Here is a 14,287-nt window from a genome sequence, read left to right on the forward strand (position 1 = left end):
CCACTCAAGCGTAGGACAGAGCCTTTTCAGCCAGTAGTTCCTGATACAGCTCTGTCCACTTGCGACCCATCTCATCGGCGGTGAACAACTGCCGATAGCGCGCTTCGGCTTTGACGCCCATCTCGGCTGCACGCGCAGGGTTTTCCCAGAGTGTACGCATGGCTTCACGGAAGGCCTGTGGATTGCTCGGTGGCACCACCAGTCCGGTTTCGTCGTGGATATTGATGAAACTGGTGCCGGTGCCGATTTCGCTGGAGATCATCGGTTTGCCGTACATCGCGCCTTCGAGCAGCGAAATCCCGAAAGCCTCGGAACGCAGGTGCGAGGGAAACACGATCGCGTAGCTCAATTGCAGCAACGCCACTTTGTCCTCGTCACTCAGACGACCGAGGAAATGAATATTGCGCAGGCCCAGCGCGGCGGCCTGTGCATGCAGTTCCTGCTCCAGCGGACCGGCACCGACGATCACCACGGGATAGTCGACGTCCTTGAGCGCATCGAGCAGGATGTGCAGGCCCTTGTAATAACGCATCACTCCGACGAAGAGAAAAAACTTATCCCCAAGCTGTTGGCGCCAGCGGTTCGTCCTTTTGGTATCAGGCTGTGGATAACCTGCCTTGTTCAAGCCGTAGGGGATAACGCGAGTCTTGTCCTGAAACTGCTGCAACACATCGCTGGTGTGCAGATAGTTCGGCGATGCAGCAACGATGCGGTCGGCGCTGGCGAGAAAGCGATTCATCAGTGGCCGATAGAGCCTGAGCAAATGCTTCTGGCGAATGATGTCCGAGTGATAGGTCACCACGCTCGGCTTGTTCACGGCGCTGGCGAAATGCACCAGGTCCATGAACGGCCACGGGAAGTGATAGTTGATCACGTCCGCTTCAGCGGCCAGCTCGCGGAACTGCTTGAACACGCTCCAGGAAAAGCCGGTGGAGGCGAACTGGATATCCAGCTTCGCCCGATGTACTTCGTGCTGACCGAGTTGCACCACGGGCGGCGTCGGATCGGTGCTGAGTGTCAGCACTTGCCCGTCGATGCCATGCTGGGCGCCGCTTTCGCACAACTGAAAGATGACTTGTTCGATGCCGCCGACCGAATCGGGCAGGTACGTCTTGAAGAAATGAAGAACGCGCATTCAACCTCCCATGGCCTGGCGGTACGCACCGGCCGTGGCCTGTGCACAACGTTGCCAGGAAAAAAGTGCCGCCTGCTGCAATCCCGCTTCGCGGCAGGCCTGCCAATGCAGCGAGTCGTCGATCAGCCGGCCCATTGCATCACGCAGACCCTCGGCATCGTCCGCTTCAATATAGTTGCCAGCCGCGCCGGCGACTTCCGGCATCGCCGAAGAGCGGGTGGTCACCACTGGCGTGCCGCTGGCCATGGCTTCCAGCACCGGCAAGCCGAAGCCCTCATACAACGATGGAAATATCAGTGCCCGGGCGCCGGCCAACAGTTGCGCCAGTTGCTCATCGGGCAGATAGCCGAGCAGGCATACGTGACCGCTGGCCAATGCCTGGCGCAGTGGCTCGCTGAACTGCTCGCGCTGCCAACCGGCCATACCCGCGATCAACAAGGGAAAACGCTGGCGCACGACGTCGGGCAGCAGGGCGTGGGCCTGCAATGCCAGGCTCAGATTCTTGCGCGGCTCGAGGGTGCCGACGCACAGGAAATACTCCCGGTTCTGGACGGCGTGGGCCTTGAGTACGCTATCGATTTCCTCGGTTTGCCGAGGGCGGAAGCGTTCGGCCACGCCTAGCGGCGCGACCACGAATCGCTGCGCAGGCAGGTTGAAACAAGCTTGCGCCTCGTCGGCGATTGCCTGCGAATCGGTCAGAATCACTCGCGCCTGCTCCACACCTGCGGCCAGACGACGTTCGATCTCCCTCAGCCGTGCTGGCGGTTGGGTTTCTGGAAAATGCAGGTGCGTCAGATCATGCAGGGTGATCACGGTCGGGCCGTCGAAAGCCAGCGGCCAAAGGCTCGGCTCGTGATAAAGATCAATCCCTTGGCGCCGACCCTGATCGAAGCGTTTCTGCTCCAGCCAGCGGCGTGCCTGATACGCCCCGGGTATCTGCCGCAACAATGGCGTCATGCGCGAGTAGCCGGGCATGGCCGCGTCCGGCAGGGCCGAACTCCAGCCCCAGCCATGAAACAGAGTCACCTCCACATCGGACTCGCTGCGCAAGGCGTTGACCAGTTCGGCGACGTAGTGGCCGATGCCGGTGCGCGGCGCTTGCAGGATGCGGGCATTAAGAGCAATGCGCATACGGCCTCGCTTGCACGCGCGGGGCCTGCAAAACATTTTCAAGACTGCGAGTCGCCAATTGTTCACTGGCCTCGCGCCAGCCGATCCAGCGCCAGTCAGCGACCTCGCGGGCGGCGGGAAATTGTCCGCTGCGCTGATAGGTTTCGATCAGATCGGCAAGGCTTTGTGGATCCTGCAGATCGAAATAAGCCATGAACTCGCCGCCGATTTCGCGGAAAACCGCGATGTCGCTGCCCATTGCCGGCAAACCGCGCTGCATGGCTTCCACCAGCGGCAGGCCGAAGCCCTCGACAAACGATGGGAACACCAACGCGCTGGCTTGCGTATAAGCGTATTCAAGGCTGGTGTCATTCAGGTCGTTGAACATGAACAGGCGCCGGTTCAATTGCGGGTGATTGCGAATGCGGGCGAGCAGGGCGTCGCATTTCCAGCCGATCCGTCCGGCGATGCACAAGCGTGCCGTTGAGCCATCGGCCCAGGCGCGTTCGAAGGCGTCGAGCAGGTACCCATGGTTCTTGCGCGGCTCAATGGTGCTGACCATCAGAAAAACCGCTTCGGGCGCTGTGAACAGGTCTCTCAAGCGCGGTTCGACCGTGGCTTCGCTGTGCTGCAGATCAAGCTCGGAACCCAGATGAAAGTAATCGAACCAGCGCTTTTCAGTCTGCTCGGCACCGATTCTGCGCTGCAATTCGTCACGCACCTGATCGCGCACCGTGGCGGAAATTGCCATATAGCCGTCAGCTGTGCGGGTGATCCAGTCGAACCATTCGTTGAAAACCTCGACCAGACGCGTGTCGTAAAACTGCGGATGCGTCAGCGGAATCAGGTCGTAGATCACCGCGATCATGCCGACGCCGTCGCGTTTGAGCTGCTCGACATGGGTGAAAAAATCCGAGTGCCAAGAAGAATCCAGCAGCACCAGTTGATCGCCCGGCTGGTGCTGAAGCGGCGAACAACGTTTGAGCAACTGCCTGCGATTGATCCGCCGGACCAGCCGAATCGGCAGGCCGAGCACTGCAAACTGGGTCAACCGATAGCTCACATACAGCAGTCGCCGCGCCGGTTTCGACGTGCATAGCGCATCGCGGCGCTGGTGCCATTGCCAGAAGCGGTGGGCGAGGCGCTCCAGGCGCTCACCGAAGGTTTCAATGCTGTTCCAGAAAGGTGTATCGAGTGGCGCCAGTTGCAGCACGCGGTAGAGCTGACCATTGATCACCACCACCGGCATGCACTCGATGCCTTCAGCGCTGGCGGGCAACTGCTTGATGACGTTGCGCACCACGCGCTGGATCCCCGAGTTGACCTTCGGATGTTTGAATACGTGAGTGCATTCAACCAGGAGGCGGATCATGGCGCACGCTCGACAGGCCGGGCCTCGGTTTCACGGGTAATGGTGGTTTTTGCGTCGAGCCAGGCACAACCGACGAAATCCTCCCGAGGGTTGTTGATCACGTGGAACACCAGTGCATAGTCACGCCACTCGAAATTGCGATCCAGGTGCGAGTCCAGACGCGACAGGCTCAGCGACACCGAATAGTTGCCTTTGCCCAGGCCCATGATGAAGGCGAAGCGATAGGTGAAGCGTTCACCGGCGCGCAGATCGGTCAATGCCTTGTTCAGTCGGTGGGTGTTGATGCCGTACATCATCTGGCCCAGTCGATCCTTGAGGATAAAGCCCAGCACCAGCCGTTCGATGTCCTCGCGTACCTCGACCTGCACTTCGAGCACCACCGGCTGGCCGACTTCGACAGCGTCAATGCTGCGCTGGTTTTCATCGAGCAGGCGTACGCCGAGAATCGCCGCCTCGCCGGTACCGGAGACCGTCTGCACCTCGCCACCGGCGAGCGTTTCCTGGCGTACGACCTGACCCTCCCGTTCGGCCATCAGCGCATTGTAATAATCGAGAACCGGCTCCGGTTTGCCGCGCATGGCCACGCGCCCGTCCTTGAGCAGGATCGCCGAGTCACAAATCGACTGAATCGCGAAGCGATCATGTGACACGATCAATAACGTCGTGCCGGATTTACGAAAGCTGCGGATGCGTTCGAAGCTCTTGTGCTGAAAATAGGCATCGCCCACCGACAGTGCTTCGTCGACGATCAGGATGTCCGGGCGCCGAGCCGTGGCGACGCTGAACGCCAGGCGCATCTGCATGCCGCTGGAGTAAGTGCGGACCGGGTGATCGATGGCTTCGCCGATTTCGGCAAAACGCTCGATATCGGGCATCAGGGCCTGGATTTCTTCAAGCTGCATGCCCAACAACTGACCGGCCATGATTGCGTTCTGGCGCCCTGTGAAGTCCGGATGGAAACCCATGCCCAGCTCCAGCAGGGCTGCGACGCGCCCCTGCAGTTCAATCTTGCCCCGGGTGGGTTGGGTGGTGCCGGTGATCATTTTCAGCAAAGTGCTTTTGCCCGCACCGTTGGCGCCGACGATGCCTACCGCTTCGCCGGGAGCAATTTCGAACTCGACGTCCTGCAGCACCCAATGCGGATGATGCCGGAGCGGTGAAAACGGAATCAGCCACTCGGCCAATCGCGCCCAGCGGTTGGGATACTGTTTATAGGCCTTGCCCAGGCCCGTGACACGAATATGCCCCATCAGAGTTCATCCACCATTTCGCCGACGCGCTGGCGAAACAGCCTCAGACCGATCAGACAAAACACCACGCCGGTAATGAAAACCGGCAGCAGCGCACTCCATACCGGCCACTGACCGTAGAGAAACAGGTTCTGATAACTGCTGAACAGGTGGGTCAGCGGGTTGAGTTGCAGCAGGCGCTGGACCCATTCCGGCAGGATCGTGACCGGGTAGACGATCGGCGTCAGCCAGAACCAGAACTGCAGGCAGATGCCGAACAACTGGCCGACATCGCGAAAGAATACGTTCAACACGCCAAGGACCATGCCCAGCCCGGCGCAGAACATCATTTGCAGAGCAATCAGCGGAATCAGCGCCAGCAGCGCCATCCCCGGCCAGCGCCCGGTGACCAGCAGAAAGCCGAGAAACAGGCCGATGATGATGGCGAAATTGATTCCTGCGTTGATCAGCACAATCACCGGCAGGCAAATTCTCGGGAAGCTGATTTTCTTCAGCAGATTGGCGTTTTCCAAAAACATGTTCTGGCTGCGCAGGGTGATTTCGGAAAACAGTCCCCAGGCGAGCAGACCCGCACACAGGTAGACGCTGTAGGCCATGCTGTCGTCCACACCCGGTAAACGTGCGCGCATGATCTGGGAAAAAATCACCGTGTAGACGATGATCATCGACAGCGGATTGAAGATCGGCCATAGCGCGCCGAACAGCGAATTGCGATAGCGCGCTTGAAACTCTCGCTGCACGCTGCCGAGGATGAATCCACGGTAGCTGTACAGCGAGCGGTACAGGGAAAGCAGCATTCAAACCGTCCTGCCATATTGATCTTCGAAGCGAACGATATCGTCCTCGCCCAGGTACTCGCCGCTTTGCACCTCAATGATGACCAAATCGATCACCCCGGGGTTTTCCAGGCGATGCTTGTGTCCGGCAGCAATGAACGTCGATTCGTTTTTGGCTACCAGCGTGGTGCCGGAACCGTTGTTGGTGACCTTGGCCATGCCTTCGACCACCACCCAGTGTTCGTTGCGATGATGGTGCATCTGCAGTGACAACTTGCCACCGGGTTTGACCACGATGCGCTTGATCTTGAAACGCGGGCCTTCCTCGAGAACGGTGTAGGTGCCCCAGGGACGGCTGACCGTACGATGCAGGCGATAGGCTTCGTGGGATTTGTCCTTGAGCTGTTTTGCCACGCGGCGCACATCCTGCGCACGGTCGGCATGGGCCACCAGCACCGCATCGGCGGTGTCGACAATGATCAGGTTATCCACACCCACTGTCGCCACCAGCCGGCCTTCGCTCTGCACGAAGTTGTTGTGGCTGTCGATGAAAATCGCTTCGCCGCTGGCGCGGTTGTTGTCGGCATCGGCCGGAATCAGCGCCGCGACCGCGCTCCACGAGCCAATGTCGCTCCAGTCGAAACCGGCGGGTACCACCACGACTTTTTCCGAGCGTTCCATCAGCGCGTAGTCAATGGAAATATCAGTGATTTCGGCAAACAGCGTCGGCGACAACTCCTGTTGCAGGCAGCCCACGGTTTCAACTGGCGCGCTGACGGCCATGCAGGCGCGGGTCTGTTCCAGCAACTCGGGTGCGTGCAGTTGTAGTTCGGCAATGAGCGTCGCGGTGGTGAAGCAGAACATCCCCGAATTCCACAGGAAATTACCGCTCTCCAGGTAATGCGTGGCGGTTTGCAGATCGGGTTTCTCGACGAAGCGTTGCACCTTGGCCGCACCCTTGGCATCCAGCGGCGCACCGGTTTCGATATAGCCGAAGCCGGTTTCCGGCGCGGTCGGAGCCACGCCAAAGGTCACCAGATAACCGTCCTTCGCCAGATTCACTGCGTGCTCGACCGCACTCTTCAGGGCGTCCTGATTGACGATCAAGTGATCGGCCGGCATCACCACCATGACCGCGTCGTCACCGTGCAGCGCCTGCAATGACAGTGCTGCCGCTGCGATCGCCGGTGCGGTGTTGCGCCCGCTCGGCTCCAGCAGAAAGTGCCCGCGATGGCGCGATACGTGCGCCGCGCAATAGTGATCCTTGCTCTGGAAGTAATACTCGCGGTTGGTCACCGTGACGATGTCGCCCCAGCCATCGAGCAAAGCTGCCGCGCGCTGGTAGGTCTTGCCCAGCAGCGACTGGCCGTCGGGCAGGGTCATGAACGGCTTGGGATGGCCCTCGCGGGACACCGGCCACAAACGGGTGCCGGCACCGCCGGACAGAATCACTGGAATCAGCATGGCCTACTCCTTGGCGACGCGTTTCATGTCCGCATCCATCATCATGCGGATCAAGGTATCCAGGTCGGTTTTCGGTTTCCAGCCCAGTACACGCTGGGCCTTGGCCGGGTTGCCGAGCAGCACTTCGACTTCGGCCGGGCGGAAGAACGCCGGGTCGATCTTCACGTAATCGCGGTAGTTCAGGCCGACGTGGTCGAAGGCGATGCGGCACATTTCGCGCACCGTGGTGGTAACACCCGTGGCGACTACGAAGTCGTCAGGCTTGTCCTGCTGCAGCATCAGCCACATGGCTTCGACGTAATCGCCGGCAAAGCCCCAATCGCGTTTCGCGTCGATGTTGCCCAGTGCCAAGTCCTGCTGTTTGCCCAGCTTGATGCGCGCGGCAGCGTCAGTGACTTTGCGCGTCACGAATTCGATGCCGCGCAGCGGTGATTCATGGTTGAAGAGAATGCCGCTGCTGGCGTGCAGGTTGAAGCTTTCGCGGTAGTTGACGGTGATCCAGTGGCCGTAGAGCTTGGCCACGCCGTAAGGGCTGCGCGGGTAGAACGGCGTGTTTTCGTCCTGTTGCTCAGCCTGGATCAGGCCGAACATTTCGCTGGTCGAGGCCTGATAGAAGCGCGTGTGCGGGCTGAACTGGCGGATCGCTTCGAGCAGGTGTGTCACGCCCAATCCATCGACGATGCCGGTGGTGACCGGTTGATCCCACGAGGCGGCAACGAAACTCTGTGCGGCGAGGTTATAGACTTCGTCCGGTGCCGACTTGATTACCGCACGCTGCACCGAGCAGGCATCGGCCATGTCGCCGTCGAGGTAGACGATATCGGCTTCGACACCCATCTCGCGCAGGCGCCAGCGTGAATCGCTGCTACGCCTGGCGACGAGGCCGTGAACCTTGTAGCCCTTGTCCAGCAGCAGTTTGGCCAGATAGGCGCCGTCCTGGCCCGTAATCCCGGTAATCAGTGCACTTTTTGTCATTGTTGTCGTACTCGCGTCTCCCAGTCGGACAGGATCGCCCGCAGGGATTGTTGTGTGGTGATGGCTGGCGCCCATCCTGTGGCGCTGGCCAGTTTTGCCTGACTGCCGCAGACGCGGCGCTGGTCCGCGCGACGCATGCGCGCCGGATCCTGCACCAGTTCTACGTCGACTTCGGCCAGATCGGCCAATTGCTCGATCAGGCTGCGAATGCTTTGCTCGCGGCCCGAGCAAATGTTGTAGACCTGCCCCGGTGTGCCGTTTTCCAGCAGTGCGAAGTAGGCGCAAATCACATCGCCGACATCGAGAAAATCGCGGGTCACGTCGATATCGCCGACTTGCAGTTGCGGTGCTTGCAAGCCCTGTTTGATGCGGCAGATCTGCCGCGCTGCGCTGGCGATGACGAAGCTGTCTTTTTGCCCGGTGCCAATGTGGTTGAACGGACGCGCGACCAGTACCGGCCAGCTTTCGCTCAGGCCCCATTGAAGGGTCAGAAATTCCGCTGAAAGTTTGCTCACTGCGTAAGGATTGCGCGGCAGCGGCGGTTGTTGCTCGGTGATCGGCAGGTGCTGCTCGCCGACTTGCCCGTAAACGTCACCGGAGCTGACGTACAGGAATGTCCCGGCAAAGCCGCGAGCCTTGAGCGCCTGCAACAGATTGAGGGTGCCGAAGAGATTGATGTCGAGGGTGCGGGCCGGGTCACGAAAGGCTTCCGGCACAAAGGTCTGGCCGGCCAGATGAATGACTGCATCCGGCAACTCAGGCCAAAGGTCGATGAGGCTGTCGGCGTTCGTAAGGTCGTAGGCCGATGCGGCAGGCAGCAGCTCCCACGACGATCCCGGCGAAGCCAGACGAGACTGAATGTGTTGTCCCACGAAGCCACTGAGGCCCGTGACGAACAGACGTTTTTTCAAACAGCGACCCCTTGGTCATGACTCGCGCCGCTTTCCTCACACGCTTTAAGGAAAGCTCTGTCAGACCGGAGGAAGTATCCGGTGAAACAGCAGGCGAAGCCGTTGTTGTAGTTGTTTGGTTGCCAATCTGTGCCAATTGCTCGGCAATTTCAACCGGGCAAACCGTGACTGGTCAGTTCTCGTCAGCATAGTCCGATTTATTCTCGCCCGGCGGTTCCCGGAGTCGCGATGGATGTGTTTAGAATGGCCTTCGTCGCGAGTTGGCCGGTTGTTTTCCGGACGCCGCGACGCGGGGTGAAACTGACCACTAAAACAAGAACAGAGACGTGCCCGATGATGACGGACGAGTGCCGGCCCTGCCGACTCGATCCGACGCCCGGCCGTCATAGCATGAAGTAGCCGGGACGGCGCTTCATCGTGGGATGCCATGAATTTCATTCTCTATTCGGACGTCAACGACAGCTCCATCAGTGCCAGTCTCGGGCGTCCGGAATACAGCTATTACTTTGTGCTCAAAGCCTATCGCCCGGTGCTGGAAAGCCTGGGGCGGGTGCACGTGGCCGGGTCTGTCGCCGACGTTGATGTGATTTACCGGCAATTGCTCGCCGCTGGTGAAGACAGTGTGTTCCTGTCCTTCACTCCGCCGCAGAAAACCCCGGTTGATCTGGAATGCCCGACGATATGCGTGGTGGCCTGGGAGTTCGATTCGATCCCCGATGAACAGTGGGACGACGATCCGCGTCAGGACTGGACACGCATGCTCGCGCGCCACGGCCGGGTCATCACCCTGTCCAGCCACACGGCAACGGCGATCCGCCGCTCCATGGGCGAAGCATTTCCGGTACTGGTCTTGCCAACGCCGTTGTGGGACAGCTTCGCGGCAATTCGTCAGCAACAGCAGCCGATGCCAGTCAATCCGGGCACTACGCTGGCGATCAAGGGCTGCATTTTCGATAGCCGTACATTGGGGCTCTCGGCCGACGGTTTACTTCCTGTCCCGCTGACTGCTGAAGAAGAGGCTGCGCTGGCGGCTGAACTGGAGGCAGCCCGGCCACCACCTTTGACGCTCAAGCGGCGTTTCGTCATTGCCCGGCACTACCTGCGGCTATGGCTGTTGAACGCCGGTCAGCTGCAAGCCGAACCGGTACCTCGAGTTAAATTCTTGTCGAACTGGTATTGGGAAGGCGTTCGCGATCTGCTGCCCGATGCCGTTCACGGTTGGCTCGAGCAGCGTCTGCCGGCCGTGTGCGCCGCGCCACCGCTGAGGGTAGTCGAACCTGTCCCGCTCAATCTGCCAGACACCTCTTCGGTGGTCGAAACCCGGGTTGACGGCGTTATCTACGTCAGCGTGTTCAACCCCAAGGACGGGCGCAAGAACTGGCATCAACTGATCACCGCGTTTTGCTGGGCGTTTCGTGAGACGGCTGATGCGACGCTGGTGCTGAAAATCACTCAGAACGATCTGGCGCTTTACTACGACGAGCTGATGACCTTGCTCGCCCAGCTCACGCCGTTCGCCTGCCGCGTGGTGGTCCTGCACGGTTACCTGGACGACGGCCAATACGCTCGGCTTTATCAGGCCGCGAGTTTTTACGTCAACGCTTCGCGCTGTGAAGGTCTTTGCCTGCCCTTGATGGAGTTCATGTGCAGCGGCAAACCGGTGATCGCACCGGATCACTCGGCGATGCAAGACTACATCGACGACTCGGTGGCCTTCGTGGTCAAGTCCAGCGAGGAGCCGGCCATCTGGCCGCAGGACACTCGCCTGATCTATCGCACGCTGCGTCATCGGCCCGATTGGGGCTCGCTGAAAAGTGCCTACGAACGCAGCTACCGCATGGCCACGACGCAGCCGCAGGATTACCGCCGCATGTCGGCAGCGGCGGGAGAACGCATGCAGCATTATTGCGGTTTCAGCGAGGTGCAAACGCGTCTGTCGAACTTCTTCGAACCTTTGCCCGAGATTGCAGATGTCGTGCTCGCGAAGGATAACGCCTCATGCTGATCATCATTCATTCGGAAACCAACCGGCACACCATCGCGCAGAACCTCGGGCGCTCGGAATACAGCTATTACTTCGTACTCAAGGAGTATCGCCCGGTGCTCGAACGCATCGGTCAGGTGGTGGAAGTGGCCGATCCGCAGACGGAAGTCGATGCGCTGTATCTGGAATGCCTGAGCCGTGGCGAGCCCTGCGTGTTTCTGTCGTTCTCGCCGCCACATCGCACTCCCGTTGACCTGGCCTGTCCGACGCTGCCGGTGTTTGCGTGGGAGTTCAGCACGATCCCCAACGAAGCCTTTGCGGGCGAGCCGCGCAACGACTGGCGTAGCGTATTGCATGCCTGCGGGGCGGCGATCACCCATTCCAGTTATACGGTCAACGCCGTGCACGAGGCCATGGGGGCCGAATACCCGATCGTCGCGGTGCCGGCGCCGGTCTGGGACCGCTTTGCCGCCCGTGGCGCGAATATGCCCGAGCAACCGCTGGCCGCTGCGTACAGCCTGACGATCAAAGGCCTGGTCGCGGACAGCCGCACCCTCAATCTGAATGCATTCGGCCCTGCGCACCTGCGCAGCGGCGACGGCATCGACTTCGCCGCGCCGGCCTCCGAACAGACGCTGGTGCTTGATGGCGTGGTTTACACCTCGGTGTTCAATCCTGGTGACGGGCGCAAGAACTGGGAAGACATGCTCAGTGCGTTCTGTGTGTGTTTGCGCGATGTCGAAGATGCGACGCTGGTGCTCAAGCTCACTCACCATGACGCCGAAGAAGCGCTCAGCGATATTCTTCATCACTTGTACAAAAACCAGTCTTACCGCTGCCGCATCGTTCTGATCTACGGTTACCTCGCCGATCCGGACTACGAGCAACTGGTGCAGGCCACGCGGTACGTGGTCAACACCTCGTACGGTGAAGGTCAGTGCCTGCCGTTGATGGAGTTCATGTCCTGCGGCAAGCCGGCGGTGGCGCCGCGCACCACGGCGATGATCGATTACCTGAGTGCCGACAATGCCTTTCTCATCGAATCCACCGACGAGCTGACAGCCTGGCCCCACGACCCGCGCAAAGCCTTTCGAACCTTGCGTTACGTGACCAACTGGAGTTCGTTGTGCGAGGCCTATCGGGCCAGTTACGACGTCGCGAAAAACCAGCCGCAGCGCTATGCCGCGATGTCGGCGCAGGCAGTCGACAGTTTGCAGGCGTTTTGCAGTCAGGCTGTGGCTGAACAGCGTTTGCGAGGGTTTCTGACGCAGTTGTTCGAGCATCGTGCGCCTGCCCTGGAAGCCCCCCAGGCATGAACGCCAAGCGCATCATGGACGTTGAAGTCCTGCGTGCGGTCGCGGTGCTCGGCGTGTTGTTCCACCACTTGCCGGACAATCTGTTCGGCGAACCGGTGCGGTCTCTGGGCTTGATCCATGCGTGGGCGCAGACGTGGTGGGGCGTCGATCTGTTTTTCGCCATCTCCGGGTTCGTCATCGCCCGCAGCCTGATCCCGCTGTTGCAAGGCTGCACGACGGCGCAGCAGCGCTGGCTCCAGGTCCGCCACTTCTGGCTGCGCCGGGCTTTTCGCCTTTTGCCTTCGGCCTGGCTGTGGCTGGTGCTGATCCTGCTGGCCTGCGTGTTTCTCAACCGATCCGGCGCTTTCGGAACGCTGTCCGCCAATCTTCAGGCAACTCTGGCCGGGGTGCTGCAATACGCCAATTTCCGGTTTGCCGACAGCTTCTTCCAATACGAATACGGCAGCAGTTTCGTCTACTGGAGCCTGGCGCTGGAGGAGCAGTTCTATCTGCTCTTTCCGTTGCTGATCCTGTTGTTTCGCCGACACCTGGTCTGGGCATTGCTGGCGCTGGTGGCGGTGCAGATTCTGACCGTGCGCACGCCTTTGCTGATGGTGGTACGCACCGACGCGCTGGCGCTTGGCGTGCTGTTGGCGATGTGGAGTGCGCAGCCGGGTTATCAGCACTGGCAGCCCTCGTTCTTGCGCCGACCATGGCTTGGCATCTCAGCCTTGATTGCCATTGCAGCGCTGTTGAGCTTCATGGCCACCGACCGTTTCACTTTGGCCAATTATCGGATCGGTTCGATCGCCGTGCTCAGTGCCATGCTGGTCTGGATCGCCTCGTACAACCGTGACTACCTGATGCCTGCCGGACGCTTGCAGCGGTTGCTGGCATGGGTCGGTAGCCGCTCCTACGGTATCTACCTCATTCACATTCCGGTCTACCTGTTGGTACGTGAACTGATATTTCGCTTGCAGAGCAGCGGCCTGCCGAGCCCGGCCGGACATCCCGTCCTTACGCTGTTGATTGCCTTCGGCCTGATCGCGGTCCTCAGCGAACTCAACTACCGCTTGGTCGAAATGCCGATGCGCAATCGCGGTGCTGCACTGGTCAAGCGCCTCGATGCCTCCCGAACTGCTGTTACCTCAACCGGAGCCACCTCATGCTGAGCTTTTTGAAGAAACTCTCGGCGACAACGCCTGCACAGACGGCAGCAGAACCGGTCGCTGCGGTTGCCGACAAAGTCGATCCGTACTTGCTCGGCCTTTACGATGCAAAGCTCAGCGGCTGGTTCAACCAGGAAACTCACGAGCTGTACACAGGGTTCGCCGTGAGCGCCGACGACACGCTCCTTGATGTCGGCTGCGGCGATGGCGGCAACGTGCACTTTTGCGGTATGCGCGGGGCGAAGATCATTCTTGCCGATATCGATGCGGCCAAGGTCGAGGCCACGCGCCAGCGTCTGAACGACACACCGGCCCGGGACATCGAATGCCATGTCACCGACTGCAACCCACTACCGATTGCCGACGCAACGGCGACGCGTGTGGTCTCCACCGAGGTGATCGAGCACGTCGACGATCCCGCGCAGTTTCTCGCCGAGCTGGTGCGGGTCGGCAAGCCGGGCGCGCTGTATCTGCTGAGCGTGCCGCATCCCAGCTCCGAGGACCTGCAGAAAGACATCGCCGCGCCGGAGTATTTCCAGAAACCCAACCACATACGCATCATCAGTGAAGAGCAGTTCAAGTTGATGGTCAGCGAGGCCGGGCTTGAGATCATCAGCCACAGCCAATATGGCTTCTACTGGTCGATGTGGATGATGTTGTTCTGGGAAGCCAAGGTCGAGCTCAGCAACCCCGATCACCCGCTGCTCGAGCACTGGGCCAATACCTGGCAAGCGGTGCTGGACTCTCCGCGCGGAGCGCAGATCAAGCAGGCGCTGGATGCGGTGGTAGCCAAGAGTCAGGTGATCATCGCGCGCAAACCTGCGGCATCCCTGTAGGAGCTGCGGC

General features: G+C 60.3%; 12 protein-coding genes. 4 read left to right on the forward strand and 8 right to left on the reverse strand.

Annotated elements, in window-relative coordinates; translation table 11 throughout:
• Window positions 1–4 precede the first annotated feature (4 nt).
• Genes AC4IHP_RS00710 through AC4IHP_RS00745 form a run of 8 tightly spaced genes read right to left on the reverse strand, consistent with a single transcriptional unit; the run spans window position 5 to window position 8,993 of the window.
• Window positions 5–1,135: a glycosyltransferase family 4 protein gene (locus AC4IHP_RS00710; protein WP_490830631.1), complete on the reverse strand. Its 1,131-nt coding sequence runs from the start codon at window positions 1,133–1,135 to the stop codon at window positions 5–7.
• Window positions 1,136–2,266 carry a glycosyltransferase family 4 protein gene (locus AC4IHP_RS00715; RefSeq protein WP_490830632.1) on the reverse strand — a complete coding sequence of 377 codons (1,131 nt, stop codon included), beginning with the start codon at window positions 2,264–2,266 and terminating at the stop codon, window positions 1,136–1,138. It abuts the gene before it with no gap.
• Window positions 2,250–3,617 (reverse strand): glycosyltransferase family 4 protein, encoded by a 1,368-nt coding sequence (locus AC4IHP_RS00720; protein WP_490830633.1) that lies wholly within the window; start codon window positions 3,615–3,617, stop codon window positions 2,250–2,252. The genes AC4IHP_RS00715 and AC4IHP_RS00720 overlap by 17 nt, the downstream gene beginning before the upstream one ends.
• Window positions 3,614–4,867 carry an ABC transporter ATP-binding protein gene (locus AC4IHP_RS00725; RefSeq protein ID WP_490830634.1) on the reverse strand — a complete coding sequence of 418 codons (1,254 nt, stop codon included), beginning with the start codon at window positions 4,865–4,867 and terminating at the stop codon, window positions 3,614–3,616. Before AC4IHP_RS00725 ends, AC4IHP_RS00720 begins: the two co-directional genes overlap by 4 nt.
• Window positions 4,867–5,664: an ABC transporter permease gene (locus AC4IHP_RS00730; protein ID WP_460122490.1), complete on the reverse strand. Its 798-nt coding sequence runs from the start codon at window positions 5,662–5,664 to the stop codon at window positions 4,867–4,869. Before AC4IHP_RS00730 ends, AC4IHP_RS00725 begins: the two co-directional genes overlap by 1 nt.
• Window positions 5,665–7,107: a mannose-1-phosphate guanylyltransferase/mannose-6-phosphate isomerase gene (locus AC4IHP_RS00735; protein ID WP_490830635.1), complete on the reverse strand. Its 1,443-nt coding sequence runs from the start codon at window positions 7,105–7,107 to the stop codon at window positions 5,665–5,667.
• Between the two features lie 3 nt (window positions 7,108–7,110).
• Window positions 7,111–8,082, reverse strand: a complete 972-nt coding sequence (gene gmd / locus AC4IHP_RS00740; RefSeq protein ID WP_460122486.1) for a GDP-mannose 4,6-dehydratase — start codon at window positions 8,080–8,082, stop codon at window positions 7,111–7,113.
• Window positions 8,079–8,993 carry a GDP-mannose 4,6-dehydratase gene (locus AC4IHP_RS00745; protein ID WP_490830636.1) on the reverse strand — a complete coding sequence of 305 codons (915 nt, stop codon included), beginning with the start codon at window positions 8,991–8,993 and terminating at the stop codon, window positions 8,079–8,081. The genes gmd and AC4IHP_RS00745 overlap by 4 nt, the downstream gene beginning before the upstream one ends.
• A gap of 427 nt (window positions 8,994–9,420) precedes the next feature.
• Here AC4IHP_RS00745 and AC4IHP_RS00750 point away from each other — a divergent pair, with 427 nt between their 5' ends.
• From AC4IHP_RS00750 to AC4IHP_RS00765, 4 genes are read left to right on the forward strand one after another with little or no spacing between them, the layout of a single operon-like run.
• The gene (locus AC4IHP_RS00750; RefSeq protein WP_490830637.1) at window positions 9,421–10,998 is read left to right on the forward strand and encodes a glycosyltransferase; all 1,578 of its coding nucleotides are present in this window, start codon (window positions 9,421–9,423) and stop codon (window positions 10,996–10,998) included.
• Window positions 10,992–12,293 carry a glycosyltransferase gene (locus AC4IHP_RS00755; RefSeq protein WP_460122480.1) on the forward strand — a complete coding sequence of 434 codons (1,302 nt, stop codon included), beginning with the start codon at window positions 10,992–10,994 and terminating at the stop codon, window positions 12,291–12,293. Before AC4IHP_RS00750 ends, AC4IHP_RS00755 begins: the two co-directional genes overlap by 7 nt.
• Window positions 12,290–13,444 carry an acyltransferase family protein gene (locus AC4IHP_RS00760; protein ID WP_490830638.1) on the forward strand — a complete coding sequence of 385 codons (1,155 nt, stop codon included), beginning with the start codon at window positions 12,290–12,292 and terminating at the stop codon, window positions 13,442–13,444. The genes AC4IHP_RS00755 and AC4IHP_RS00760 overlap by 4 nt, the downstream gene beginning before the upstream one ends.
• Complete coding sequence (locus tag AC4IHP_RS00765; protein ID WP_490830639.1) at window positions 13,438–14,277, forward strand: class I SAM-dependent methyltransferase; 840 nt, start codon at window positions 13,438–13,440, stop codon at window positions 14,275–14,277. The genes AC4IHP_RS00760 and AC4IHP_RS00765 overlap by 7 nt, the downstream gene beginning before the upstream one ends.
• Window positions 14,278–14,287: the final 10 nt, after the last annotated feature.

It is taken from the genome of Pseudomonas sp. UF-293 (assembly GCF_058245595.1).

Coding starts and splice junctions, on each gene's coding strand:
- AC4IHP_RS00710 (WP_490830631.1), bottom strand. CDS start 1,135: ATGCGCGTTCTTCATTTCTTCAAGACGTACCTGCCCGATTCGGTCGGC.
- AC4IHP_RS00715 (WP_490830632.1), bottom strand. CDS start 2,266: ATGCGCATTGCTCTTAATGCCCGCATCCTGCAAGCGCCGCGCACCGGC.
- AC4IHP_RS00720 (WP_490830633.1), bottom strand. CDS start 3,617: ATGATCCGCCTCCTGGTTGAATGCACTCACGTATTCAAACATCCGAAG.
- AC4IHP_RS00725 (WP_490830634.1), bottom strand. CDS start 4,867: ATGGGGCATATTCGTGTCACGGGCCTGGGCAAGGCCTATAAACAGTAT.
- AC4IHP_RS00730 (WP_460122490.1), bottom strand. CDS start 5,664: ATGCTGCTTTCCCTGTACCGCTCGCTGTACAGCTACCGTGGATTCATC.
- AC4IHP_RS00735 (WP_490830635.1), bottom strand. CDS start 7,107: ATGCTGATTCCAGTGATTCTGTCCGGCGGTGCCGGCACCCGTTTGTGG.
- gmd (WP_460122486.1), bottom strand. CDS start 8,082: ATGACAAAAAGTGCACTGATTACCGGGATTACGGGCCAGGACGGCGCC.
- AC4IHP_RS00750 (WP_490830637.1), top strand. CDS start 9,421: ATGAATTTCATTCTCTATTCGGACGTCAACGACAGCTCCATCAGTGCC.
- AC4IHP_RS00755 (WP_460122480.1), top strand. CDS start 10,992: ATGCTGATCATCATTCATTCGGAAACCAACCGGCACACCATCGCGCAG.
- AC4IHP_RS00760 (WP_490830638.1), top strand. CDS start 12,290: ATGAACGCCAAGCGCATCATGGACGTTGAAGTCCTGCGTGCGGTCGCG.
- AC4IHP_RS00765 (WP_490830639.1), top strand. CDS start 13,438: ATGCTGAGCTTTTTGAAGAAACTCTCGGCGACAACGCCTGCACAGACG.